We start from the raw sequence: 22,347 nt of genomic DNA, 5'->3' as shown, positions 1-22,347 counted from the left end.
GGGGTAGCGATGGGGATGTTCGAGGAGAGCGTCGCGGGCACCGCCGAAGCCGCTCCGCAGCGGGACAAGCTGGGCAACTACCGGTTCGAGGGGTACAGCAACTACGACCTGGCCGACCAGGTGGACAAGCTCAGCAAGGGCAGCGGCTCGACGGTGCTGCACGGGGTGGTGGACGCGCTCAAGGACATCGCCAAGGACCTGACGAACACCAACACCGTGCTGCGCACCGAGCTGGCCAAGATCGGCATCGACTGGCAGAGCGTGGCGGGGCAGGGCGCGACCGAGCAGCTGAGCTCGCACGCCGCCTACAGCGACGGGGCCGAGTACAACATCACCGACTCCTCGGGCGCGCTGATCACGCAGAGCGACTCGCACGCGGTGGCGGCGAGTGCGCCGAAGCCCTCCACGGACACGCAGAAGTCGTTCGTGGACAAGGCGGCTGGCGTCTTCGGCTACGAGACGGACCACGCGCGGCAGGTGGAGCAGGCCCAGCACGACCGGGACGAGGCGATCCGCCAGCTCAACGACTACCAGGCGAACAGCAAGACGGCGCTGGAGGGCCACCAGCCGCTGGGGCAGCCGCCGGGGATCGACCTGCAGGCGCAGGCGGTGCAGAACACGGCGGGGGCCACCTCGCTGGCGGGTTACGTGAGCGGCTCGGGTGTGGCCTACGCCGGTCCCGGCGGCGGCGCTGGCGCGCCTTTCGCCGCTTCCGGCTCGGCCGGGCCGGGTGCACCGGGCTTCGCCGCCCCTGGCGGCTTGCCCGGTGGCGGTGGCGTGCCGGGGCCGATGGCGCCTGGTGCGGTGACCGGTGCTGGCGGTCTGCCTGGCAGCCTGCCGACCACGGGTATGCCTGCGGCTGCTTCGGCGGCGGGCAGTGCGCTGGCCGGTGAGATCGGGCTGGGTGCCGCGGTCGCCGGTGGCGCGGGTGCGGTCGCGGCTGGTGCGAACAGCGGGTCGCCGCGGGGCATGGTGCGCGGTGGGTCCGCTGGTGGCGGGGCCGGGGGCGAGCGTGCCGGGGTGAGCCGGGCCAACTCGGGTCTGGGTGCCCTGAACGAGGAGCAGGCCGCGCAGGCCCGTGCCGCGGAGCGGATTTCCCCGCAGGCCAAGCAGGGTTCCTCGATGATGCAGCCCGCCACGGACAAGAAGAAGAAGGAGGAGGACGCCGAGCACGTGCGCAAGTACGGGGTGGAGGCGGACGACCTCTTCGGGGATCAGCGCATGGTCGCACCGCCGGTGCTCGGCGAGGAACCGAGCGCGTAGCACCGATGGCGGCCAACGACACGATCGTCCTGTCCGTGTTGGAGTTCGACGTGCTGTGGGAGGCGGAGCGATTCCCGCGCAGGCACGTGGCGCTGGACGTGCCCAGTCCGGGCGTGACGCACAGCGAGCGGGCCGAACTTGTTGCTGGGGCGTGGAAGTCGCTGGAGCAGCGCGGGTTGGCCAGTGCGCGGCGGGCGGAGCCGGAGCTGTCCGACGACCTGGCGCTGCTGGCCTACCCGCGCAGCTCGGTGTACGGCTTCGTGTGGGCGGACGGCCGCAAGATCAGTCTGCTCGCCGCGTCCAACGGGGGCGCCGGGCTGATGGGCGTGGTGGACAACGGCGAGGTGTGGCTGATCCGCACCAGCGGCGGAGCGCTGGCCGAGGCGGCGGTGTCGGTGGCCGGGGACGTGCCGGCGGGGCCGGGCCGTTCGGTGAGCCTGCCCAACGAGGTGCTGCGGGCCGCGGACGCCAGCTCGCAGGGTGATCCGCAGCGGCTGGTGCTGGAGCTGGAGCGCAACGGGGTGCCGTTGAGCCAGGCTCACGAACTGGTCGGCATGAGCGCGGACATGGGCACTCGCGGGCAGTTCGGCGTGGAGGCGGCCCAGGGGGCGCAGCGCCCGCGCCGGGCGAACAGGGTCGTGGCCTTCCACGACACGGCGCACGGCCGCTACCTGCACCTGGTCAAGCCCAGCGCGGACGGCACGCTGTGGAGCACCGTCACGCCCGCGGACAACCCCAGGCTGGCCGCTGCGGTGTGGGAGCTGGCCGAGGAGCTCTGATCACCCGTCCGGCTGACAATGGAACCGATGTCGGCCAGGTGCCGTCAGAGTGGGCGCCGGAGTCGGATTCGAGGGGGCGGCGGACGTGACGGCGACGAAGTTCAACTTCGATGCGATCGAGAGCTGCCGGACGGCCATGAACGGCCAGGCCGGGCAGTTCGGCGGGCTCAGCGACGGCTTCCAGGCCGGGGGCTCCACCAGCGCCGACGTGTTCGGCAAGCTCGACGCTTCGGCGGGCATCGCAGGGGCGGTGGACGGGCTCAACGGCACGGTGCACGGTGAGCTCAACGCCGCCGAGGAGCTGCTGCGCAAGGTGGAACGCGCACTCGACTCGATCGAGACGAACATCCACCAGACCGAAGAGGCCAACGCGAAGGGGCTCACCCCAGCATGAGCGAGCCTGCGAGCGTGGAAATGGGCACAGTATGAGCGCTGTCGACGAGGTGGCCGGGCTGCCCGGCGGCGGTGCGGTCGCCGAGATCGCGCGCAAGGTGGAGAACGCGCAACCGCAGGCGGTGCGCGACATCGCACAGCACTACCGGCAGGCCGCGGGCAAGTGCGAGGAGGGCGGCAAGGCCGTCACCAGCTCGGTGAACGCGCTGGACGGCGCTTGGGAGGGTGGCTCGGCTTCCGCGTTCACCACGTACATGGGCAACTTCACCAAGGCGGGCAGTTCCGTCTCGGAGGCGCTGAACAACGCCGCCGGTGGGCTGGAGGCCGCCGCGGGCACGCTGGAGACGGCGAAGTCCACTGTGGACCGTCGCTGCGAGGGCCTGCTCACCGAGGTCCGCAACTGGGACGCCGCCCACCCGCAGCCCAAGGACGGGGAGCGCGACGCGGCGATCAAGCCGTTGTGCGAGGCCGCCAAGGGCGACGTGCAGCGGGCGGTGGACACCGCCAACCACGAGCTGAGCTCCGCGCTGAACACGATCAAGGGCGCGATGAACATCGGGTCCAAGTTCTCCGCGCTGCCCGCCCCCGGCGACCAGCCGTTCAGCCCCGCACCGGGCCGCACCATCGAGTGGAAGGCCAAGCCGGAGCCGGTGACCTCCACCGGCTCGCAGTCCGCGGACACGCACAGCGGCCAGGGCCAGGGCACTGGCGCGGGTTCGGGTTCCGGCGGCGGTGGGGGCGGTGGCGGAGGAGGCGGCGACTACTCCGGTGGCGGCGGGGACGGCGGTGGCGGTGGTGGCGGCCTCGGTCCCAGCGGCGGCCCGCCCGGTGGTGGCGGTGGCCCCGCCCCGCAGGGCCAGGTCAAGGAGTGGATCGAGGAGGCGATGAAGATCCTCCAGGAGAACGGCGTGGACACGTCCAAGATGAGCGAGAACGACATCTGGGCGATCATCCAGCACGAGTCGGGCGGCAACCCGCACGCGATCAACCTGTGGGACTCCAACGCCAAGGCCGGGCACCCGTCCAAGGGCCTGATGCAGTGCATCGACTCCACGTTCCAGTCGCACAAGCTGCCCGGCCACGACGACATCTACAACCCGGTGGACAACATCATCGCGGGCGTCCGGTACTCGATCTCGCGCTACGGCTCGGTGTCCAATGTGCCCGGCATCCGGGCCATGTCCCACGGCGGTGCCTACCAGGGTTACTAGCTCGGTGTGGGTCGGGCCGAGTGGGCCCGCACTAACCTGACGGCATGCTCCCCGCTGCCACCCGTGCCGCCGTCCCGCCGTTCCACGTCATGGAGGTGGTGTCGGCCGCCGCCGAGCGCCAGCGCCTGCACGGGGACCTCGTGTCGTTGGCGGCCGGTCAGCCGTCCACGCCCGCGCCCGCCCCGGTGCGGGAGGCCGCGGCGCGGGCCATCGCGGAGCACGCGCTGGGCTACACCGAGCAGCTGGGCATTCCCGAGCTGCGCGCGGCCATCGCCGGGCACTACGCGTCCCGGTACGGGCTGGCGGTCGGGCCGGAGCAGGTCGTCGCGACCACCGGCTCCTCGGGTGCGTTCCTGCTGGCGTTCCTGGCCGCGTTCGAGGCGGGCGACCGGGTCGCGCTGCCCAGGCCGGGCTATCCCGCGTACCGGAACATCCTGAGCGCGCTGGGCTGCCAGGTGGTGGACCTGCCGTGCGGGCCGGAGACCGGGTTCCAGCCCACGGTCGAGATGCTGGAGGCACTGGACGAGCCGATCCGCGGCCTGGTGGTGGCCAGCCCGGCGAACCCGACGGGCACGGTGCTGGGTGCCAAGGAACTGGCCCGCATCGCGAGCTGGTGTGAGGCCCACGAGGTGCAGCTGGTCAGCGACGAGATCTACCACGGGATCAGCTACGGGGAGCAGCTCGACTGCGCCTGGCAGACCTCGCGCGAGTCGATCGTGGTGAACAGCTTCTCCAAGTACTTCTCGATGACCGGCTGGCGGCTGGGCTGGATGCTGCTGCCGCACCGGCTGCTGCGCGCGGTGGACTGCCTCACCGGCAACTTCACCCTGTGCCCGCCCGCCATGGCGCAGCACGCGGCGGTGGCGGCCTTCTCGCCCGAGTCCTACGCCGAGGTCGAGTCGCACGTGGCCCGTTACCGGGCGAACCGGGACCTGCTCGTCGGCGGGCTGCGTGCCCTGGGCATCGACAGGCTCGCACCGGCCGACGGGGCGTTCTACCTGTACGCCGACGTCTCGCACCTGACCCAGGACAGCATGGCGTTCTGCCGGGAGCTGCTGGCCGACACCGGGTTGGCGATCGTGCCGGGCATCGACTTCGACCCGGTCGACGGGCACCGCAGCGTGCGGATGAGCTTCGCGGGGTCCACCGCCGACATGGAGCAGGCCCTGGCCCGCCTCGGCAGCTGGCTGCACCGCTGACCGGGATTCGCCCGCGGGTAGGCGGGACTCGCGCCCGGCAGAGCGGGACTCGCCGGGTGGGCGGCCCAGGTCGTGCGCGTGTCCCGGCCTGGGGCGCGCGAGTCCCGCTCAGGGTGACCCTGGTTGGACCCTGAACTCCCCGCAGAACGGGCTGGATCGTCGGTACCGCGTGGCAGGCTGGAGCCAGACAACGCCGCGTAGGAGGCCGCCATGCTCGCCGTCATCGGAATTCTGCTGGTCATCTGGCTGGGGATCACGATCCTCGGGGCGGTGCTCAAGGGCCTGTTCTGGCTCGCGGTCGTCGGCGGCGTGCTGTTCATCGGCACGGCCGCCTACGGCGCGATCAAGAACAAGTCGCGCACCTGATCACACGCCGAACTCCGCCAGCAGTGGCCGGACAGCCTCGGCACCCGGCCACAGCTGGGCCCGCAGCCCGGCCCGCCGCGCCCCGTCGATGTTGACCTGCCGGTCGTCCAGGAACAGGCACTCGCCCGGGGTGGTGCCCAACCGCCGCACCAGCGCGGCCCAGATCTCGGCGTCCGGCTTGGCCACCGCCAGGTCCCCGGAGAACACCAGGTGCTGGAAGTGCTCGGTCCACGGCTGGTGCTCGGCGACCCTGGCGAAGGACACCGGCGCGTTGGACAGCAGGGCCAGCTGCGCGCCCGCGGCCGACAGGTCGGCGAGCAGCCGCAGGGTGCCCTCGTCGGTGGGCAGCCAGCCCTCGATGTCGATCTTGGTGAGCTCGTCCGAGAGGGCCTGGTCCACCTGGATGCCCAGCGGGGCGCCCACCGCGTTCCAGTAGTCCAGGTCGGAGCCGCCGCGGTCGTACTGGTCGCGGGCGGGCCAGTACGCGGGCTCGAACTCCTCCACCGGGGCGCCCATGCGCTCGGCGAGCAGCGGCACGGCCTGCGTGCGCCTGCTGATGACCTCGCCGTAGTCGAACACCAACCAGCTCAATCGCCGCACCTCGCTGGCGCTCGGCGCAGCGCTTCGCGCTGGCCCTGTGCTTTCTGGCTCGCTCGCAAGCTCGCTCACGCAGAATCCTCCTCTAGCTCGCGCTGGAGATGCGGTGCAGCGCCTCTTTCACGTCCCCGGCACCGGCGTCGCGGTGCGTCACGAACCGCACCTGCCCCGCTATCGGCGTGGTCAGGATGCCGAGCCTGGCCAGTCCCTTGATCGTATTGCGCACGTCCGGCACCGCCGCAAGGACGATGTTGGTGTCCGGTTCGCGAACACTCCACCCCAGCTCGGTCAGCCCCGCAGCCAGGGTCCTGGCGTTGACGTGGTCCTCGCCGATCGTGTCGATCCGGTCCAGGGCCACCAGCCCGGCCGCGGCGAGCACCCCGCCCTGGCGGACCCCACCGCCGAGCATCTTGCGTACCCGCCTGGCCTCGGCCACGAACTCGGCGCTGCCCGCGACCACCGAGCCCACCGGGGCGCCCAGGCCCTTGCTCAGGCACACCTGCACGGTGTCCACGCCCACGGTCAGCTCCGTGGGGGCCACGCCGAGGGCCGCGGCGGCGTTCCACAGCCGCGCCCCGTCCAGGTGCACCTTGAGGCGGCACTCCCGCGCGGCGGCCACGAGCTGCACGTGCGCGTCCAGCGGCAGCACGGCCCCACCCGCGGCGTTGTGCGTGTTCTCGATGCACAGCAGGGTGGTGCGCAGCCCGTCGTACGGGGCCTCGTTGGCGGCCACCTCGTGGATCGCGGCGGCCGACATCCGGCCGGGGCCCGCGTCCCAGTCCATCGGGTGCGGCATGCCGCCCGCGATCCAGGCCGCGGTGCCCAGCTCGGCTTCCAGCACGTGCGCGCCCAGCGGGGCCAGGAACCGGTCACCCTTGCGCAGGTGCAGGAACAGCGCGATCAGGTTGCCCATGCTGCCGCTGGGTACCCACAGCGCCGACTCGGTGCCCAGCAGCCCGGCGACCCGCTCCTCCAGCGCGCGCATGGTGGGGTCGTGGTCGAGCACGTCATCGCCGACCTCGGCGTTGGCCATCGCCGTGCGCATCTGCTCGTCGGGCTTGGTCACGGTGTCGGAGCGGAAGTCCAGCGGCGGCAGGTTGGTCACGTTCGGATCACACCACACCGGGTGGTGGCGCCGGTCACCCACCCGGTGGGTGCGCCGCCGGGGGTGGTGTGGAGCACATCGGCGGGACGTGCAACCGTAGACGCGGACGTTTCCGTCCTACAGGTGCCAGCACGACGAGCAAAGTGAGCCCGCGTGGACCAGCGCGACGAACAGGAGTTCGCGGAGTACTTCGTGGCGCGGCGCGATGCCGTGCGCCGAACCGCGTACCTGCTGTGTGGCGACTGGCACCGCGCGGACGACCTCGCGCAGACCGCGTTCGTCGCCGTGCACCGGAGGTGGCACAAGATCCGGGACAGGGATGCCCTGGACGCCTACGTCCGCAGGACGGTGGTGCGCGCGTCGATCGACGAGTCACGCAGGCCGTGGCGTCGGGAGCGGTTCACCGACCAGCTCCCGGAGGGCACGACCGGTGAGGGCGACCTCGGTGAGCGGGTCGCGGTCCGCGAGGCACTGCTCGGCGCGCTGCGCAAGGTACCGCCGAGGCAGCGGGCGGTGCTGGTGCTGAGGTTCCTGGAGGGCCTGGACGTGGCCGCGACCGCCAAGGCCCTGCGGTGCACCGAGGGCACCGTGAAGAGCCAGACGGCGCGGGGCCTGGAGGCGCTGCGCGGGCAGCTGGGTGACATGCTGGACGACCTGCGGTCGGCGTCGTGACCGCTGAGGAGGTGGATGCAGGTGGATGAGAAGGCACTCGCGGAGGCGTTCCGCGAAGCCGTGGGTGACATGCCACCGGCGTCCTTCAACGAACGTGACGTGACGGCGGCCTCGCTGGTGGCCACCGCGCGGGCCCGGCGCCGGGCGATGGTCGGCGCGGGTGCGGCCTGCGGGGTGCTGCTGCTGGTCGGCGTGGGCGCGGTGGTCACGACCCTGCCGAAGGCCACGAGCGGGCAGACCGTGAGCGCACCGGCACCCGGTGCCGGGGAGCAGCGCGGACCGTCCACCACGATGTCCATGGACGGCGGCGTGCCGGCGGGCCCGAACAGCTCGGGCAACGCGGGCACGCTGGGGCCGAAGGTGGAGAGCGGGCACAGCGACTGCGGGCCGGTGGACCAGGGGGTGGCCGCCGCACTGGTGGCCGAGCTGCCCGCGGCCACGGGGGTCGAGGCCGCTGCCGCCGACGCCCAGTGCCCCGCGAACTCGCGCGGTGCGGGCTTCCACGTCACCGACGGCACCAACTCGGGCTTCGTGGAGGCGGTGGTGGTGCCCGCGACGGTGCCCGCCGACCCCGCGACCGGCAAGCCCCCGCAGGTCAAGCCGCTGCCCACGGAGGGCACCAGGCAGGTGCCGGCGGCCACCCGCTCCGGTGGGGTGCTGACGCTGATCAGCAGGCCCATGAACGGGTCCGCCGGTGCACCTTTCGGGCCGCAGTTGAACGACATCGCGGCCCGCGTCGCGACGAAGTTCTGAGCACCTGGCACCATCGCTTGGCATGACCGCCGCCAGTACGCCCAAGGGAGAGCGACGCCGTCAGGCGCTGGTCGAGGCGGCGGCCGAGCTGCTCGTCGAGGGCGGTTTCGAGGCCGTGCGGCACCGGGCCGTCGCCGAGCGGGCCGGGCTGCCGCTGGCCTCGACCACGTACTACTTCAGCTCGCTGGACGAGCTGGTCGAGGCGGCGATGGAGCTGCACTCGCGCACCGAGCTGGCGCAGGGGCGGGCCCGGCTGGCGGCGGCGGGCGAGGACCTGGCCACCGCCGAGTTCCTGCTGGACATGCTGCTGGGGTCCAGCACCGAGTGCGACTTCGACGCCGTGCTGCTGCGCTACGAGCGGCTGGTGGCCACCGGGCGCCGGGCCTACCTGCGGCCGTTGATGCGCACGACGAGCGCCGAGCTGCGCCAACTGCTCAAGGACGTGCTGGCCGCGGGCGGGGTGCACGCCGACGACGAGCGGGTCGACCTGGTGGTGGCGGTGGTGGACGGTGCCGTGGTGAACGCCCTGATCGAGGTGCACCCCGATCCGCGCGAGGCCGCCCGGCGCATGCTGCTGTCGGTGCTGCCCGAACTGGCCAAGTAAGCTGCGGAAACGTGACGTCGAAGCCGCTCATCCCCAACGTGCTCGCCGCCCGCTACGCCTCGGGCCACCTCGTGCGGCTGTGGTCGCCGGAGCACAAGGTCGTGCTGGAGCGCCAGCTCTGGGTCGCCGTGCTGCGGGCACAGGCCGAGCTGGGCATCGACGTCCCGGAGCAGGCCGTCGCCGACTACGAGCGGGTGCTGGAGCAGGTCGACCTGGGTTCGATCGCCGAGCGCGAGCGGGTCACCCGGCACGACGTGAAGGCCCGGATCGAGGAGTTCAACGCGCTGGCCGGGCACGAGCACGTGCACAAGGGCATGACCTCGCGCGACCTCACCGAGAACGTCGAGCAGTTGCAGATCCGCCAGTCGCTGGAGCACGTGCGCGGGCGGGTCGCCGCCGTGCTGGCCCGGCTGGCGCGGCTCGCGCTGGAGCACAGCGAGCTGGTGATGGCCGGGCGCTCGCACAACGTGGCCGCGCAGGCGACGACCCTGGGCAAGCGGTTCGCCACCGCCGCCGACGAGCTCATGGTGGGCTTCTCGCGGCTGGAGGAGCTGATCGCGCGCTACCCGTTGCGCGGGGTGAAGGGGCCGGTCGGCACCGCCCAGGACATGCTCGACCTGCTCGGCGGGGACTCCGCCAAGCTGGCGGAGCTGGAGCGGAAGGTGGCCGGGTTCCTGGGCTTCGAGCGGGTGCTCACCAGCGTGGGCCAGGTCTACCCGCGCTCGCTGGACTTCGACGTGCTCTCCGCGCTGGTGCAGCTGGCCGCGGCCCCGTCCAGCCTGGCCAAGACGATCCGGCTGATGGCCGGGCACGAACTGGTGACCGAGGGCTTCAAGCCGGGCCAGGTCGGCTCCAGTGCCATGCCGCACAAGATGAACACGCGCTCCTGCGAGCGGGTCAACGGGCTGGCGGTGATCCTGCGCGGCTACCTGTCGATGACCGGGGAGCTGGCCGGTGACCAGTGGAACGAGGGGGACGTGTCCTGCTCGGTGGTGCGCAGGGTCGCGCTGCCCGACGCGTTCTTCGCGCTGGACGGCCTGCTGGAGACCCTGCTGACGGTGCTCGACGAGTTCGGCGCCTACCCGGCCGTCGTGGCCCGCGAACTGGACCGTTACCTGCCGTTCCTGGCCACCACGAAGGTGCTGATGGGCGCGGTGCGCGCGGGCGTTGGCCGGGAGACCGCGCACGAGGCGATCAAGGAGAACGCGGTGGCCGTGGCGCTGGCCATGCGCGAGCAGGGCGCCGAGCGCAACGACCTGCTGGACCGGCTGGCCGCCGACGAGCGCCTGCCGCTGGACCGCGCGCGGCTGGACGAGCTGCTGGCCGACCGGCTGTCCTTCACCGGGGTGGCCGGGGCCCAGGTGGACGCCGTTGTGGCCGAGGTCACCAAGCTGCTGGACCGCTTTCCGCAGGCAGCGGGGTACGTTCCCGAGCCGATCCTCTGATCCGAGGGGTAGCTTCGGGCCATGGTGCACGTCTCGGCTTTGGTCAGCTACCCGGTGAAGGGCTGTGCGGGAACCCCGCTGGACACGGCGGCGGTCTGGGACATCGGTCTGCAACACGACCGGACGTTCATGGTGGTGGACGCGGAGGGCAGGTTCCGCAGCCAGCGCAACGACCCGAACATGGCTCGCATCAGGCCGACCGTGCTGGACGGTGGGGCCCGGCTCGAGCTGTCCGCAGCTGGGGTCGAGGATCTGGTGGTGGAGGTCCGGCCGCTGGCGCCCCGTCGCCGGGTGCTGGTGCAGCGGACCGAGGTGACCGCCGCCGACCAGGGTGACGAGGCGGCCGAGTGGTTCAGCGCGGTGCTGGGCAACCCGAGCCGCCTGGTCACGGTCGCGCCCGAGCACGAGCGGGTCAGCGCCGGCGAGTACGAGGGCACGGCCGCCTTCGCCGACGCGCACGCCCTGCTGATCGCCTCCGAGGCCTCGCTGGACGAGCTGAACTCGCGCATCCTGGCGCGCGGTGCCGCCCCGGTGCCGATGGACCGGTTCCGGCCCAACATCGTGCTCACCGGCTGGCCGGAGCCGCACACCGAGGACCGGGCCCGTCGGCTGTCCATCGGTACCGCCGAGTTCGGCTACGCAAAGCTGTGCGTGCGCTGCACCGTGCCGATGGTCGACCAGGACACCGGGCGCAGGGCGGGGCCCGAGCCCATCCGCACGCTCGCCGACTACCGGCGCGATCCCGGTGGCGGCGTCACCTTCGGCATGAAGGCCGCCGTGCTGCGCACCGGTTCGCTCTCCGTTGGCGACGAGGTCTGCGTGGACCGGTGGGCGGAACTCAGCCCGGCGAGCTGATCCGCCGCGCCTCCTCGCGGATCCGGTCCACGTAGAACTGCCTCGGCACGCTCCACACCGGACACCACGAGTCGTACTCGCCGAGCCAGCTCGCCAACCCGGTGAGCTCGTCGGGACGCCCCAGCTTGTGCCAGCACTCGGCCAGCCTGCGCGCCCCGGTCACCGCGTCCAGTTCGTCCTCGGCGACCAGCCGCGCGAGCCAGCGCACCAGGGTCCACCGGTCGCTGGTCGGGTCGTGGCCGAGGCCGGGCGCGAGCGCCAGTTCGGCGACCACCCCGTCGAACACCCCCGCCGCCTCGGACCGCTCCTGCTCGCCCAGCCCGGCGAGCACGCCCAGCGAGGGCGAGTCGACACCCGCGAGCACCGCGTCCAGCCCGGCCCTGATCAGCAGATCGGCGTCGACCTCGTCGCCTGCCATCCGCTCGATCGCCAGCATCCGCAGGCGTTCCAGCGCCGCGGCCTGCCCGTCGAGGGCCGTCACCGGCACAGGATGCGCCCGGCACCCCGGTTGGCGCCAGACCCTCAGCTGCGCAACTCCACCCGCCACACGGGTTGCTCCGCCGCGAGCACCTGCTCCAGACCGCCGACCAGCCACAGGTGCAGCTGTCCGTCCTCGGCGAAGTGCAGCGCCTCCACCTGCCCCACCGGCCCCGCGGAGCCGTACAGCCGGACCCACTCGCCGGGCCGCAGCTCGCCCGCCGGGTCGAGCCGGGTGTTCACCGCCTTGGAGGCCGGGCGGACCAGCACGGTCCACGACTTCCACGCGCCGAACACGAAAGCCGCCGACACCAGTGGCAGCCAGGTCAGCGCGGGACGGCCGCCCGCGAAGGGGATCGTCAGGAACAGACCGCCCAGCAGCGCCCACAGCCCGGAGCTGATCGGGGTCGTGCCCGCCTGCAACCAGCCGGTGGTCCGCACCGTCCCGTCCGGACACAGTCCTCGCGGGGTCATGCGGCCCGCCACCTCAGCTGCCCAGGACCCTTGCACACCATGGGTTTGCCAGCCTTCGTCACACCGAGCGCGCCTTCCAGCGAGCAGAACGCGCCCGACGTCACCCCGAGCTGCCCGGACGGCGGCTCGGTGGTCGGTTGCTGGGGCGGCTGGTAGGTCGGCGGGTCGTTGCTGGGTGGTGGCGGCGCCTGGGTCGTGGTTGTCGTCGTGGTGGTGACAACCTTTGTGGTGACAGAGGTTGTGGTGACAGTGGTTGTGGTCGGTGCGGGCGTTGTCGTGGTGGTGAGCACCGGGGCCACGAGCTCCTGTGGTGTGGTGACCGGTGGCGCCGGCGGGCCCACCGGAGCGCCGAACGCGATGGTGAGCGCCACCAGCAGCCCGGAACCCCCGCCCAACGAGGTGAGCAGGCGGGACCAGCCCGGGGTTCGCCACCACCAGCGGGCCAGCGCGAACCGCTCGGTACCAGCGGAATCTGTCACTCGCTGTGCATCCGAGCCCGGCCGTCGGCCGTTACCGCGGGGCGCGCGGTTCACCTGTTCAGCTGCGCAGTTCGGCCTGCCACACCCGGCGCTGCGGGGCCACGCCGAACTCCTGGCCGCCGACCAGCCGCACCAGCACCGTGCCGGTGGCGTTCGCGGCGACGGCGGCCACCTGTCCCACCGGCCCCGCCGAGCCGTAGACGCGGACCAGCTCACCACCGGCCAGCTCGCTCGCGGGCACCAGGCCCAGGTTGACCGCCCGCGAGGAGGGGCGCAGCAGCAGGGTCCACATGCGCCACAGGGCGTAGCCGAGCACGGCACCGATCAACGGTGCCAACGAGATCCCGTTCAGGCCGATGGGCAGCGTGAGCCAGAACCCGGCGAGCAGTGCCCACAGCCCCGAGCTCACCGGCAGCCGCCACAGCTGGACCCAGCCGGTGGTGCGCACCGTGCCGTCGGGCAGCAGGCCGATCGGTGTGCGCCCGTCGAACAGTCGCACCGACGTGCCCTGAACCGGTTGCAGCGCAAGGGATTCGGTCACTGCCTTGCCGACGAGTGCGAAGTCGACCGGCACCTGGTGTCCGCAGTCGGCACACACCAGGGACAGACCGGTCTCGAACCGGCCGTCGGGCCGCACCTTGAGCGCACCGTGCCCGCGCGGGCAGTGGTAGGCGTGCGGACCGTGTTGCAGCGACTGCAGCGCGCTGGCGTCACCGACCGAGAACGGGGTCGTCATCCGCCCTCACCAGCCGTACGCCAGGGCGAACGCGGTCGTCGCCGCGAGCCAGCCGCCGAGGGCCACCAGCAGCCGGGACCAGACCGAAAGCCGCCACCACCAGCGGGCCAGCGCCGAGGAGTCGCTCATGCCCCGCCGATCGGTGTGATGTCACTCACCGTTACTGCTGCGCCGTGCGTATCACCTGGTTGGCCGCAGCTCGTGGCTCTGTAGGGTCACTGACGTGGCTGAACTCGCCGACTACCAGCTGATCGCCGCGGGCAAGGTCCGCGAGCTCTACGCCGTGGACTCCGAGCACCTGCTGCTCGTCGCCTCCAACCGGGTGTCCGCCTACGACTGGGTGCTGCCCACGGAGATCCCGGACAAGGGCGCGATCCTCACCGCGATGAGCGTGTTCTGGTTCGAGCAGCTCGCCGACCTGGTGCCCAACCACCTGGTCGCCGCGCAGGACGAGCGCATCCCGGCCGAGGTCGCCGACCGCGCGCTGCTCGTGCGCAGGCTCACCATGCTGCCGGTGGAGTGCGTGGCCCGCGGCTACCTGACCGGCTCCGGCCTGATCGACTACCGGAACACCGGCGCGGTCTGCGGGGTCGAGCTGCCCGCCGGGCTGGTGGAGTCCTCGAAGCTGCCGGAGACGATCTTCACCCCGGCCAGCAAGGCGGAGATCGGCGAGCACGACGAGAACATCAGCTTCCAGGCGGTCGTCGAGCAGCAGGGCGCCGAACTGGCCGGGCGGCTGCGCGAGCTGACCGTGGCCGTGTACGAGGCGGGCAGCCGGATCGCCGAGAAGGCGGGCGTCATCCTGGCCGACACCAAGCTGGAGTTCGGCGTGGACGCCGAGGGCGAGCTGGTGCTCGGCGACGAGGTGCTGACCCCCGACTCCTCGCGCTACTGGCCCGCCGAGGGCTACCAGGCGGGCCGGGTGCAGCCCTCCTACGACAAGCAGTACGTGCGGGACTGGCTCACCTCGCCGGAGTCCGGCTGGGACCGGGCCTCGGACACCCCGCCCCCGCCGCTGCCCGAGCACGTGGTCGCCGCGACCCGGTCGCGCTACGTGGAGGCCTACGAGCGGGTCACCGGCCGCCGATTCGGACGGTAAGGATTCGTCCCGGTTCCACCTCGGGTTCAGGCCCCTGTCACGCCGATCGGGCGCACTGGGAGCGTGAGCCCCCGGCTGGTTGTCTCGCTGTCCGGCATCAACTCCCGAACCCTGACCGAGTGCGCTGAGCTGGCTGCGGAGCTCGGCACGAGGGGCGTGCGGCTCTCGCTGCTCGTCGCCCCGCGCGTGGAGCGGCAGTCGGCCGACTCGCCCGCGCTGAAGTGGGTCCGCACCAGAGCCGCCAGCGGCGACGCCGTGGTACTGCACGGCCTGGACCACGACGTGGACCCCTGCCGCAGGCCCAGGGGGATCCGCAGGCAGGCCGAGTTCGCCGCGCTGCCCGCACACGAGGCGAGCCTGCGGCTGGTCGCGGCCCGCGCCCTGCTGGAGCGCCTCGACCTGCACACCGAGGCCTTCGCCCCGCCGCGCTGGCTCGCCTCGCACGGCACGCTGACCGCCCTGCGGCGGCACGGCTTCACGGTGTGCGCCGACATCACGGCGGTGCACAACCTGCGCACCGGCCAGGCCGTACCGGGCCGGGTGCACGCGATGAGCCGGGTCGAGCGCGGTGAGCAGTGGCTGTGCTGGGCGCTGGTGCTCGGCGCGGCCAGGGCGGCCCGCCGCGGCGGCCTGGTCCGGGTCGCCTTCGACGCCGCCGACCTGTACCGGCCTGGCCCCAGGCAGGCCCTGCTCGACGCCGTGGACATCGCGCTGCACCACGGCGCCGAGCCGGTCACCTACGGCTCGCTACACCTTGGTCAGCTCGCCGCGAGCTAGCAGGTTCACCGAGGACTGCTCCTGCTTGAGGTTGGTGAACATGGTCACGGCCAGGTTCAGCCCGACCTCGGTGAACAGCGCCTCGTGGATCGGCACGGCCACCCTCGGCGCCACCTCGCGCAGGTAGTCGATGGCCTCGGCGAGCTTGAGCCACGGGCCGGAGGTGGGCAGGCCGAGCACGTCCACCTCCTGCTCGGGGCGCACCAGCGAGTCGCCGGGGTGCAGGAAGGCGCCCTCGTCGACCAGGTACCCCACGTTGGTGCAGCCGGGCATGTCCCCGTAGACGTTCGCGTGCCTGCCGCCGATCACGTTCACCCGCGCGCCGCCGAGCCGCAGTTCGTCGCCGGGGGTGGCCACGGTGAACTCCAGGCCCAGCGGCTCGACCGTGGGCACGGTGTCCTGGTCCACGACCAGCTTCGCGCCCGGGTTGGCCGCCAGCAGCGCGGGCAGCCGCTGCACGTCGATGTGGTCGAAGTGCTGGTGCGTGATCAGGACCGCGTCCAGGCCCTCGGTCGACTCGAAGCCGGTGGAGAACGTGCCGGGATCGATCAGCAGCCGGGCCGAACCGGTGTCCAGAAGCACGCAGGCATGTCCAAAGTGGACGATTTGCATCTATTGCTCCTTCACGATGTCCACCACCAGCCTATGCCCGCGCGGCGGCGAGCACCTCGGCTTCGGCCGCCCGGCTCAGCCCCGCCCTGCGCTCCCGGTCCAGGCCAAGTTCCCGTTCCCGCCCCAGTGCCCCGGACACCACCTCGTCCAGCGGGCGCGGCCGCAACCCGGCCGCCAGCGAGGCGGACACCTCGCGCGCGGCGATCCCGTGGTACTCGGCGGGCAGCCACAGCGGCAGCGAGCGCGGACCACCCCAGGGCTGGACCCCGTTGGCCGTCAACACCTCCGGCGACACCGGCACCAGCTCGGTACCCGCTGGTGCCGCCAGTTCCGCGATGCCCGCCAGCAGGTCACCCAGCCGCTGCGCCGGGCACACCGCGTCGAAGTCCCCGACCAGCCGCTGCTCGGCCGCGTCCACGATCCACGCCGCCAGGTCGCGCACGTCCACGTACTGCACCAGCTGCTCCGCCGCGTCCGGCACCAGCACCTGCCCGCCCCGGGCCATGCGCCCCGGCCAGTAGCCGAACCGGTCCGAGTCGTCCTTCGGCCCCGTGATCAGTCCCGGGCGCACCACGAAGGCCCGGTCGCCCACCGCATCGCGCACCGCCTCCTCGCTCGCGACCTTGATCGCCCCGTAGTTCTCCGGGGTCTGTTCCCCGCCCTCGGCCGTCAGCGGCTCGCGTAGGGCGGCCCGCGCGTCCAGGCCCTTCGTCGCCTCGTCCGCGTACACGTTGATCGTGGACACGAAGGTCCAGTGCCCCGCCCCCGCGCCCAGCGCCGCCAGCGCGTCGCGCACCCACGGGTAGGACATCTTCGCCACGTCGACGACGGCGTCGAACCGCTCCCCGGCCAGCGGCGCCAGGCCCGCCGGGTCGTCCCGGTCCACCCGCACCAGCCGCGCCCCGGCGGGCACCTGCCCGCTCGTGCCCCTGGCCGCGCACACCACCTCGTGGCCCCTGCGCAGCGCCTCCTCGGCGACCGCCCAGCTGACGAACACCGTTCCGCCCAGCACCAGAACTCGCATGGCCCCCAGCCAAGCCCCGCACCGTGGCCGGCGCCACAGGTCTCGCGCAGGGCGAACGTGCCCGGCGGGGCGCCATGAAAGTGCCGTTCCTGGCGTTCAACGCCAGGAACGGCACTTTCATGGCACGTGAGGGTCGGGGCCTTCACCCAGGTCAGGTAGGCTCTGGCGGTACCGCCGACCCTCTCGAACCGGGAGCATCCAGCAGTGGCCCGAGTCGTCGTCGACGTCATGCCCAAGCCCGAGATCCTCGACCCCCAGGGGCAGGCCGTGGCCAACGCGCTGCCGCGCCTTGGCTTCTCCGGGATTGGCAGCGTCCGCCAAGGCAAGCACTTCGAGCTGGAGGTCGACGACTCGGTCGACGACGCCACGCTCGCCAAGATCGCCGAGACCTTCCTGGCGAACCCGGTCGTGGAGGACTGGGTCGTCCGCCGGGTCGAGTCATGAGCAAGATCGGCGTCATCACGTTCCCGGGCACGCTCGACGACGTGGACGCGGCCCGCGCGGTGACCTACGCGGGCGCCGAGGCGGTGTCGCTGTGGCACGCCGACGCGGACCTGCGCGGGGTGGAGGCCGTGGTCGTGCCGGGTGGCTTCTCCTACGGGGACTACCTGCGCTGTGGGGCCATCGCCCGGTTCGCCCCGGTGATGACCGAGGTGGTCGCCGCGGCCGCCAAGGGCATGCCGGTGCTGGGCATCTGCAACGGCTTCCAGATCCTGTGCGAGGCGGGCCTGCTGCCCGGCGTGCTGATCCGCAACCAGGGCCTGCACTTCGTGTGCCGGGACCAGTGGCTGCGGGTGGAGAACGCGAGCTCGGCGTGGACCTCGCGCTACGAGCAGGGCGCGGAGATCCTGGTGCCGCTCAAGTCCGGTGAGGGCTGCTACGTGGCCGAGAAGTCCACTGTGGACGAACTGGAGGGCGAGGGGCGGGTGGTGTTCCGCTACGTCGGCGGCAACCCCAACGGCTCCACGAACGACATCGCGGGCGTCAGCAGCGCGAACGGCCGGGTGGTCGGGCTGATGCCGCACCCGGAGCACGCGATCGACGCGCTCACCGGCCCGTCCGACGACGGCCTGGGCCTGATCCTGTCCGTTCTCGACTCCCTGGTGGCGGCGTGACCACGACTGAACTCATCGACACGGTCGGCCACGCGGAGAGCACGCCGGAGCAGGCGCAGCCCTACCGCGAGCTGGGCCTGAAGGACGACGAGTACCAGCGCATCCGCGACATCCTCGGCCGCAGGCCCACTGCGGCCGAGCTGGCGATGTACTCGGTGATGTGGAGCGAGCACTGCTCGTACAAGTCCTCGAAGGTGCACCTGCGCTACTTCGGTGAGAGCACCACCGAGGAGATGCGCGCCAAGATGCTGGCGGGCATCGGCGAGAACGCCGGCGTGGTGGACATCGGTGACGGCTGGGCGGTCACCTTCAAGGTGGAGAGCCACAACCACCCCTCCTACATCGAGCCCTACCAGGGCGCGGCCACCGGCGTCGGCGGCATCGTGCGCGACATCATGGCCATGGGCGCGCGCCCGGTCGCGGTGCTGGACCCGCTGCGCTTCGGCCCGGCCGACGCCCCCGACACCCGGCGCGTGCTGCACGGGGTGGTCGCGGGGGTCGGCGGCTACGGCAACTGCCTCGGCCTGCCCAACATCGGCGGCGAGCTGGTGTTCGACCCCTCCTACGCGGGCAACCCGCTGCTCAACGCGGCCTGCATCGGCGCGATGCGCGTGGAGGACCTGCACCTGGCGCACGCCTCGGGCACCGGCAACAAGGTCATCCTGTTCGGCGCGCGCACCGGCCTGGACGGCATCGGCGGCGTGTCGGTGCTGGCCAGCGACACCTTCTCCGGGGACGAGTCCGGCAGCGGGCGCAAGAAGCTGCCCAGCGTGCAGGTCGGCGACCCGTTCACCGAGAAGGTCCTCATCGAGTGCTGCCTGGAGCTGTACCGCGAGGGCATCGTGGTCGGCATCCAGGACCTGGGCGGGGCCGGACTGTCCTGCGCGACCAGCGAGCTGGCCAGCGCGGGTGACGGCGGCATGCACGTGTGGCTGGACCGGGTCCCGCTGCGCGCCACCGGCATGAGCCCCGCGGAGGTCCTGTCCAGCGAGTCGCAGGAACGCATGATGGCCGTGGTGACCCCGGCCAACGTGGACGCGTTCATGCGGATCTGCGCCAAGTGGGACGTCATCGCCACGGAGATCGGCGAGGTCACCGACGGGGACCGGCTGGTCATCACCTGGCACGACCAGGTCGTGGTGGACGTGCCGCCGCGCACCGTGGCGCACGAGGGCCCGGTCTACCACCGGCCGATCGAGCGCCCGGCCGACCAGGACGCCTTGCGCGCCAACGGTCCCGAGTCGCTGGCGCGTCCGTCCACTCCGGACGAACTGCGCGAGCTGGTGCTGCGCATGGTGTCCTCGCCGAACCTGGCCTCCAAGCGCTGGGTCACCGAGCAGTACGACCGCTACGTGCGCGGCAACTCGGTGCTGGCCCAGCCCGCCGACTCCGGCATGATCCGGATCGACGAGCGGACCGGCCGCGGTGTCGCGATGTCCACCGACTGCAACGGCCGGTTCTGCCGCCTGGACCCGTACACCGGGGCGCAGCTGGCACTGGCCGAGGCGTACCGCAACGTGGCCACCACGGGCGCGACCCCGCTGGCCGTGACCAACTGCATGAACTTCGGTTCGCCGGAGGACCCCGCGGTGATGTGGCAGTTCGAGCAGGCCGTGAAGGGCCTGGCCGACGGCTGCCGCGAGCTGGGCATCCCGGTCACCGGCGGCAACGTCAGCTTCTACAACCAGACCGGTTCCACGGCGATCCTGCCCACCCCGGTGGTCGGCGTGCTCGGCGTGATCGACGACGTGACCCGCCGCATCCCCACCGGGATCGGTGCCGAGGCGGGCGACACCCTGCTGCTGCTCGGCGACACGCACGAGGAGTTCGGCGGCTCGGAGTGGGCGCACGTGGTGCACGGGCACCTGGGCGGCCTGCCGCCCAAGGTGGACCTGGACCGCGAGCGGCTGCTGGCCGAGGTACTGGTGGCGGGCTCCCGCGACGGCATGATCTCCGCGGCGCACGACCTGTCCGACGGTGGGCTGGCCCAGGCCGTGGTGGAGTCCTGCCTGATCGGCGAGACCGGCGCGCGGGTCTTCCTGCCCGAGGGCAGCGACCCGTTCGTGCAGCTGTTCTCGGAGTCGGCGGGCCGCGTGCTGGTGGCGGTGCCGCGCTCGGAGGAACTGCGGTTCACCGAGATGTGCACCGCCCGCGGCCTGCCGTGGGCGCGCATCGGCGTGGTGGACCCGGAGGCGGGCTCGCTGGAGATCCAGGACGTGGCCACTTTCGGCCTGGACGAGCTGCGCGAGGCCTGGGAGGGCACGCTGCCCGCGCTGTTCGACTGAGCGGAGCGGAATCGACCGGCAGGGCAGGGACCACCAGGACCTGCCCTGCCGGTCTGTTTGGGGGCGGATTAGGTGCGCCGACGGCCCGTCCTGCGTGGATGGACCGCCGGCGCGGCGGGGGTGGTTCAGCCCTTGGCCAGCGCGACGAGCCGGTCGTAGGAACCGTTGAACAGGTTCTGGTCACCGGGGAACGTGCCGGAGTTCGAGTACTGCCAGAAGGTGTAGAAGGTCCAGGCGTAGGGCAGCGCGCCCACCGAGGAGGCGTACCTGGCCACCCACAACGGGTTCGTCGAGGTGAAGTCGCCCTGGTTGCCGGTGCACTGCGACCACCAGGTGGTGGCCGTGTAGATCACGGGGAAGACCCCGGTGCGGGCCTTGTAGGTGTCGCTGAAGTCCAGGATCCACCGCACCATCGCACCCGGCGAGAGCCCGTAACACGTGTCCCCGTAGGGATTCCACTCGATGTCCAGCGCCCCGGGCAGGGTCTTGCCGTCGGAGGACCAGCCGCCGCCGTGGTCCACGAAGTAGTTGGCCTGGGTGCCGCCGCTGGTCGTGTTCGGCGTGGCGAAGTGGTACGTGCCGCGGATCATGCCAACGTTGTAGGAACCGTTGTACTGCTGGGTGAAGTTCGCGTTGGTGTAGTACGTGCCCTCAGTCGCCTTGATGTAGGCGAAGCGCCCGCCGTTGTTCCACGCGGTCTGCCAGTCCACGTCTCCCTGGTAGGAACTGACATCCATGCCGTAGACGACGTCCTCGGCGCGCATCGGCAGCGGTCTGCTCGCGCCGCGCGCGCCCTCGTGCTTGCGGATCTGCGATCCCAGCACGTGGTTGTGCTGCGCGTCCTGAACGGACAGTGGCGGATTGTTGCCATCGGGGGTGGGCGGTGCGGCGTTCGCGGGTACCATCCCGCCCATCAGCAGAGCTCCGGTCGCTACCGCGATGGCGGCGAGTCTGGTCCGGGCCGCCAGTGCTGTTCCGGCCATAGTGGAACCTCTCGATCTGCCCGCAGGGGAAGCGGATCACGTGGGGCGACCACGTTGGTTCTCAGTGTGAGCGACGATCCACGTGATGGCTAGATTGACAGTGAATTTCTCACGTGTACGGAGTAATCCGACGTGGGACGTGTGCAGTGTGATCCACGAACCGTGGGCAGGTCACGGTTGTCGGTGAATCGGTCACACGAAGTTCACCCGGTGGCGAAGGAGCGCAGCCCGTCCTGGTTGCCCGCGTAGCGGTTCTGGTCCCCGGGCAAGGTCCCCTTGTCGGCGAACTGCCAGATCGTCTGCCGCGCCCAGCCGTTGGGCAGCGTGCCCACTTCCGGCCCGTAGCGCGGGATCCACAGCGGATTGGCGCCGAAGCCGCCGTTGTTGCCGGTGCACTTGGACCACCACGAGGTGCTCGTGTAGATGGTCGGCAACCGGCCGGTGCGCTCGCGGACCCGGTCGCTGAAGGCCCGGGTCCAGGCGACCATGTCGGCGGGCGACTTCTTGTAACAGGTGTCCCCGTACGGGTTGTACTCCAGGTCCAGCGCGGGCGGCAGGGTCCTGCCGTCCTTCGACCAGCCACCACCGTGATCGATGAAGTAGTTGGCCTGGGTCCTGCCGTCGGAGACGTCGGGCAGCGCGAAGTGGTAGGCGCCGCGGATCATGCCCACGTCGTAGGAACCGTTGTACTGCTGGGTGAAGTTCGGGTTGGTGTAGGTGACGCCCTCGGTCGCCTTGATGTAGACGAACTTCGCGCCGTCCCGGCTGGCCTTGGGCCAGTCCACGTTGCCCTGGTGGCTGCTGACGTCCATGCCCAGGGTGTCCTCCGCGACGGACAACTCCACGACGCGGCCCGGGTCGGTGCCCTCGTGCTTGCGGATCTGAGCCCCGGCGAAGTCGTCCTCGGGATGTGCGGGCGCCAGCGGGGAAGCGGTGGCCGAGGCGGGGCAGACGACCGCCAGCAGCGCGCTGGCCGCAGCCGTCGCGAGCAGTGCTCGCAATGTTGTTCGAGCCGTGGACTCCAAGGCGTCGTCCTTCCCCTCG

At 71.8% G+C, this 22,347-nt stretch carries 27 protein-coding genes; 16 read left to right on the top strand and 11 right to left on the bottom strand.

The window, feature by feature from the left end:
• The first annotated feature begins 9 nt into the window (after positions 1 to 9).
• From KALB_RS42215 to KALB_RS48380, 6 genes are all read left to right on the top strand, one after another.
• Positions 10 to 1,263 carry a hypothetical protein gene (locus tag KALB_RS42215; RefSeq protein WP_025361723.1) on the top strand — a complete coding sequence of 418 codons (1,254 nt, stop codon included), beginning with the start codon at positions 10 to 12 and terminating at the stop codon, positions 1,261 to 1,263.
• A 5-nt stretch (positions 1,264 to 1,268) separates the two neighbouring features.
• On the top strand, positions 1,269 to 2,042 hold the full coding sequence (locus tag KALB_RS42210; RefSeq protein WP_025361722.1) for an ESX secretion-associated protein EspG: 774 nt from the start codon (positions 1,269 to 1,271) through the stop codon (positions 2,040 to 2,042).
• Between the two features lie 85 nt (positions 2,043 to 2,127).
• The gene (locus tag KALB_RS42205; protein ID WP_148309872.1) at positions 2,128 to 2,436 is read left to right on the top strand and encodes a hypothetical protein; all 309 of its coding nucleotides are present in this window, start codon (positions 2,128 to 2,130) and stop codon (positions 2,434 to 2,436) included.
• Between the two features lie 31 nt (positions 2,437 to 2,467).
• Positions 2,468 to 3,646, top strand: a complete 1,179-nt coding sequence (locus KALB_RS42200) for a transglycosylase SLT domain-containing protein (RefSeq protein ID WP_025361720.1) — start codon at positions 2,468 to 2,470, stop codon at positions 3,644 to 3,646.
• Positions 3,647 to 3,690: 44 nt separating this feature from the next.
• Positions 3,691 to 4,845 carry a pyridoxal phosphate-dependent aminotransferase gene (locus KALB_RS42195; RefSeq protein ID WP_025361719.1) on the top strand — a complete coding sequence of 385 codons (1,155 nt, stop codon included), beginning with the start codon at positions 3,691 to 3,693 and terminating at the stop codon, positions 4,843 to 4,845.
• 210 nt (positions 4,846 to 5,055) lie between these two features.
• Positions 5,056 to 5,211, top strand: coding sequence for a hypothetical protein (locus KALB_RS48380; RefSeq protein ID WP_025361718.1), 156 nt, complete (start codon positions 5,056 to 5,058; stop codon positions 5,209 to 5,211).
• Here KALB_RS48380 and KALB_RS42185 read toward each other — a convergent pair whose 3' ends face one another.
• Together KALB_RS42185 and KALB_RS42180 are read right to left on the bottom strand one after the other, a co-directional pair.
• Entirely contained in the window at positions 5,212 to 5,802 is a 591-nt protein-coding gene (locus KALB_RS42185; RefSeq protein WP_025361717.1) for an HAD family hydrolase, read from the bottom strand. It abuts the gene before it with no gap.
• 91 nt (positions 5,803 to 5,893) lie between these two features.
• Entirely contained in the window at positions 5,894 to 6,913 is a 1,020-nt protein-coding gene (locus KALB_RS42180; RefSeq protein WP_025361716.1) for a threonine aldolase family protein, read from the bottom strand.
• A 153-nt stretch (positions 6,914 to 7,066) separates the two neighbouring features.
• Here KALB_RS42180 and KALB_RS42175 point away from each other — a divergent pair, with 153 nt between their 5' ends.
• Genes KALB_RS42175 through KALB_RS42155 form a run of 5 tightly spaced genes read left to right on the top strand, consistent with a single transcriptional unit; the run spans position 7,067 to position 11,242 of the window.
• Positions 7,067 to 7,585 (top strand): SigE family RNA polymerase sigma factor, encoded by a 519-nt coding sequence (locus tag KALB_RS42175; protein ID WP_025361715.1) that lies wholly within the window; start codon positions 7,067 to 7,069, stop codon positions 7,583 to 7,585.
• Positions 7,586 to 7,600: 15 nt separating this feature from the next.
• Positions 7,601 to 8,338 carry a hypothetical protein gene (locus KALB_RS47355; RefSeq protein WP_025361714.1) on the top strand — a complete coding sequence of 246 codons (738 nt, stop codon included), beginning with the start codon at positions 7,601 to 7,603 and terminating at the stop codon, positions 8,336 to 8,338.
• Between the two features lie 22 nt (positions 8,339 to 8,360).
• Positions 8,361 to 8,942 (top strand): TetR/AcrR family transcriptional regulator, encoded by a 582-nt coding sequence (locus KALB_RS42165; RefSeq protein WP_025361713.1) that lies wholly within the window; start codon positions 8,361 to 8,363, stop codon positions 8,940 to 8,942.
• Positions 8,943 to 8,953: 11 nt separating this feature from the next.
• The gene (purB, locus tag KALB_RS42160) at positions 8,954 to 10,387 is read left to right on the top strand and encodes an adenylosuccinate lyase (RefSeq protein ID WP_025361712.1); all 1,434 of its coding nucleotides are present in this window, start codon (positions 8,954 to 8,956) and stop codon (positions 10,385 to 10,387) included.
• 21 nt (positions 10,388 to 10,408) lie between these two features.
• The gene (locus KALB_RS42155; RefSeq protein WP_025361711.1) at positions 10,409 to 11,242 is read left to right on the top strand and encodes an MOSC domain-containing protein; all 834 of its coding nucleotides are present in this window, start codon (positions 10,409 to 10,411) and stop codon (positions 11,240 to 11,242) included.
• Here KALB_RS42155 and KALB_RS42150 read toward each other — a convergent pair.
• From KALB_RS42150 to KALB_RS50025, 5 genes are read right to left on the bottom strand one after another with little or no spacing between them, the layout of a single operon-like run.
• Positions 11,226 to 11,723 (bottom strand): hypothetical protein, encoded by a 498-nt coding sequence (locus KALB_RS42150; protein WP_025361710.1) that lies wholly within the window; start codon positions 11,721 to 11,723, stop codon positions 11,226 to 11,228. The genes KALB_RS42155 and KALB_RS42150 overlap by 17 nt on opposite strands.
• A 41-nt stretch (positions 11,724 to 11,764) precedes the next feature.
• Positions 11,765 to 12,193, bottom strand: coding sequence for a hypothetical protein (locus tag KALB_RS42145; protein WP_148309871.1), 429 nt, complete (start codon positions 12,191 to 12,193; stop codon positions 11,765 to 11,767).
• Entirely contained in the window at positions 12,190 to 12,672 is a 483-nt protein-coding gene (locus KALB_RS48970; RefSeq protein WP_025361708.1) for a hypothetical protein, read from the bottom strand. Before KALB_RS48970 ends, KALB_RS42145 begins: the two co-directional genes overlap by 4 nt.
• 58 nt (positions 12,673 to 12,730) lie before the next feature.
• Positions 12,731 to 13,408, bottom strand: coding sequence for a hypothetical protein (locus KALB_RS44720; protein WP_025361707.1), 678 nt, complete (start codon positions 13,406 to 13,408; stop codon positions 12,731 to 12,733).
• Between the two features lie 6 nt (positions 13,409 to 13,414).
• Positions 13,415 to 13,537: a hypothetical protein gene (locus KALB_RS50025; protein ID WP_268872233.1), complete on the bottom strand. Its 123-nt coding sequence runs from the start codon at positions 13,535 to 13,537 to the stop codon at positions 13,415 to 13,417.
• Positions 13,538 to 13,631: 94 nt separating this feature from the next.
• Here KALB_RS50025 and KALB_RS42130 point away from each other — a divergent pair, with 94 nt between their 5' ends.
• Entirely contained in the window at positions 13,632 to 14,507 is an 876-nt protein-coding gene (locus KALB_RS42130; protein WP_025361706.1) for a phosphoribosylaminoimidazolesuccinocarboxamide synthase, read from the top strand.
• A 63-nt stretch (positions 14,508 to 14,570) separates the two neighbouring features.
• The gene (locus tag KALB_RS42125) at positions 14,571 to 15,284 is read left to right on the top strand and encodes a DUF2334 domain-containing protein (protein ID WP_025361705.1); all 714 of its coding nucleotides are present in this window, start codon (positions 14,571 to 14,573) and stop codon (positions 15,282 to 15,284) included.
• Here KALB_RS42125 and KALB_RS42120 read toward each other — a convergent pair.
• Both KALB_RS42120 and KALB_RS42115 read right to left on the bottom strand, forming a co-directional pair.
• On the bottom strand, positions 15,255 to 15,896 hold the full coding sequence (locus tag KALB_RS42120; RefSeq protein ID WP_025361704.1) for an MBL fold metallo-hydrolase: 642 nt from the start codon (positions 15,894 to 15,896) through the stop codon (positions 15,255 to 15,257). The genes KALB_RS42125 and KALB_RS42120 overlap by 30 nt on opposite strands.
• Before the next feature lie 31 nt (positions 15,897 to 15,927).
• Positions 15,928 to 16,920: an NAD-dependent epimerase/dehydratase family protein gene (locus KALB_RS42115; protein WP_025361703.1), complete on the bottom strand. Its 993-nt coding sequence runs from the start codon at positions 16,918 to 16,920 to the stop codon at positions 15,928 to 15,930.
• A 204-nt stretch (positions 16,921 to 17,124) separates the two neighbouring features.
• On the opposite strand from KALB_RS42115, the gene purS reads away from it, so the two are divergent.
• Genes purS through purL form a run of 3 tightly spaced genes read left to right on the top strand, consistent with a single transcriptional unit; the run spans position 17,125 to position 20,320 of the window.
• The gene (purS, locus tag KALB_RS42110; protein ID WP_025361702.1) at positions 17,125 to 17,364 is read left to right on the top strand and encodes a phosphoribosylformylglycinamidine synthase subunit PurS; all 240 of its coding nucleotides are present in this window, start codon (positions 17,125 to 17,127) and stop codon (positions 17,362 to 17,364) included.
• Complete coding sequence (purQ, locus tag KALB_RS42105; protein ID WP_025361701.1) at positions 17,361 to 18,035, top strand: phosphoribosylformylglycinamidine synthase subunit PurQ; 675 nt, start codon at positions 17,361 to 17,363, stop codon at positions 18,033 to 18,035. The genes purS and purQ overlap by 4 nt, the downstream gene beginning before the upstream one ends.
• Positions 18,032 to 20,320 (top strand): phosphoribosylformylglycinamidine synthase subunit PurL, encoded by a 2,289-nt coding sequence (gene purL / locus KALB_RS42100; protein WP_025361700.1) that lies wholly within the window; start codon positions 18,032 to 18,034, stop codon positions 20,318 to 20,320. Before purQ ends, purL begins: the two co-directional genes overlap by 4 nt.
• Positions 20,321 to 20,445: 125 nt before the next feature.
• Here purL and KALB_RS42095 read toward each other — a convergent pair whose 3' ends face one another.
• Both KALB_RS42095 and KALB_RS42090 read right to left on the bottom strand, forming a co-directional pair.
• Positions 20,446 to 21,303, bottom strand: a complete 858-nt coding sequence (locus KALB_RS42095; protein ID WP_025361699.1) for a lysozyme — start codon at positions 21,301 to 21,303, stop codon at positions 20,446 to 20,448.
• A 203-nt stretch (positions 21,304 to 21,506) separates the two neighbouring features.
• On the bottom strand, positions 21,507 to 22,328 hold the full coding sequence (locus KALB_RS42090) for a lysozyme (RefSeq protein WP_411931045.1): 822 nt from the start codon (positions 22,326 to 22,328) through the stop codon (positions 21,507 to 21,509).
• Positions 22,329 to 22,347: the final 19 nt, after the last annotated feature.

This window comes from Kutzneria viridogrisea DSM 43870 (assembly GCF_000525635.1).
Classification (GTDB): domain Bacteria; phylum Actinomycetota; class Actinomycetes; order Mycobacteriales; family Pseudonocardiaceae; genus Kutzneria; species Kutzneria viridogrisea.
Note: the sequence above shows the minus strand (reverse complement) of the source record. Positions and strands in the feature narration are given on the sequence as shown.

Bases quoted from the DNA above. Each gene is read 5' to 3' on its own strand.
- KALB_RS44720 (WP_025361707.1), bottom strand. From the start codon at position 13,408: ATGACGACCCCGTTCTCGGTCGGTGACGCCAGCGCGCTGCAGTCGCTG.
- KALB_RS42165 (WP_025361713.1), top strand. From the start codon at position 8,361: ATGACCGCCGCCAGTACGCCCAAGGGAGAGCGACGCCGTCAGGCGCTG.
- KALB_RS42095 (WP_025361699.1), bottom strand. From the start codon at position 21,303: ATGGCCGGAACAGCACTGGCGGCCCGGACCAGACTCGCCGCCATCGCG.
- KALB_RS42195 (WP_025361719.1), top strand. From the start codon at position 3,691: ATGCTCCCCGCTGCCACCCGTGCCGCCGTCCCGCCGTTCCACGTCATG.
- KALB_RS42115 (WP_025361703.1), bottom strand. From the start codon at position 16,920: ATGCGAGTTCTGGTGCTGGGCGGAACGGTGTTCGTCAGCTGGGCGGTC.
- KALB_RS42145 (WP_148309871.1), bottom strand. From the start codon at position 12,193: ATGACCCCGCGAGGACTGTGTCCGGACGGGACGGTGCGGACCACCGGC.
- KALB_RS48380 (WP_025361718.1), top strand. From the start codon at position 5,056: ATGCTCGCCGTCATCGGAATTCTGCTGGTCATCTGGCTGGGGATCACG.
- purQ (WP_025361701.1), top strand. From the start codon at position 17,361: ATGAGCAAGATCGGCGTCATCACGTTCCCGGGCACGCTCGACGACGTG.
- KALB_RS42155 (WP_025361711.1), top strand. From the start codon at position 10,409: ATGGTGCACGTCTCGGCTTTGGTCAGCTACCCGGTGAAGGGCTGTGCG.
- KALB_RS42200 (WP_025361720.1), top strand. From the start codon at position 2,468: ATGAGCGCTGTCGACGAGGTGGCCGGGCTGCCCGGCGGCGGTGCGGTC.
- KALB_RS47355 (WP_025361714.1), top strand. From the start codon at position 7,601: ATGCAGGTGGATGAGAAGGCACTCGCGGAGGCGTTCCGCGAAGCCGTG.
- KALB_RS42210 (WP_025361722.1), top strand. From the start codon at position 1,269: ATGGCGGCCAACGACACGATCGTCCTGTCCGTGTTGGAGTTCGACGTG.
- KALB_RS42120 (WP_025361704.1), bottom strand. From the start codon at position 15,896: ATGCAAATCGTCCACTTTGGACATGCCTGCGTGCTTCTGGACACCGGT.
- KALB_RS50025 (WP_268872233.1), bottom strand. From the start codon at position 13,537: ATGAGCGACTCCTCGGCGCTGGCCCGCTGGTGGTGGCGGCTTTCGGTC.
- KALB_RS42215 (WP_025361723.1), top strand. From the start codon at position 10: ATGGGGATGTTCGAGGAGAGCGTCGCGGGCACCGCCGAAGCCGCTCCG.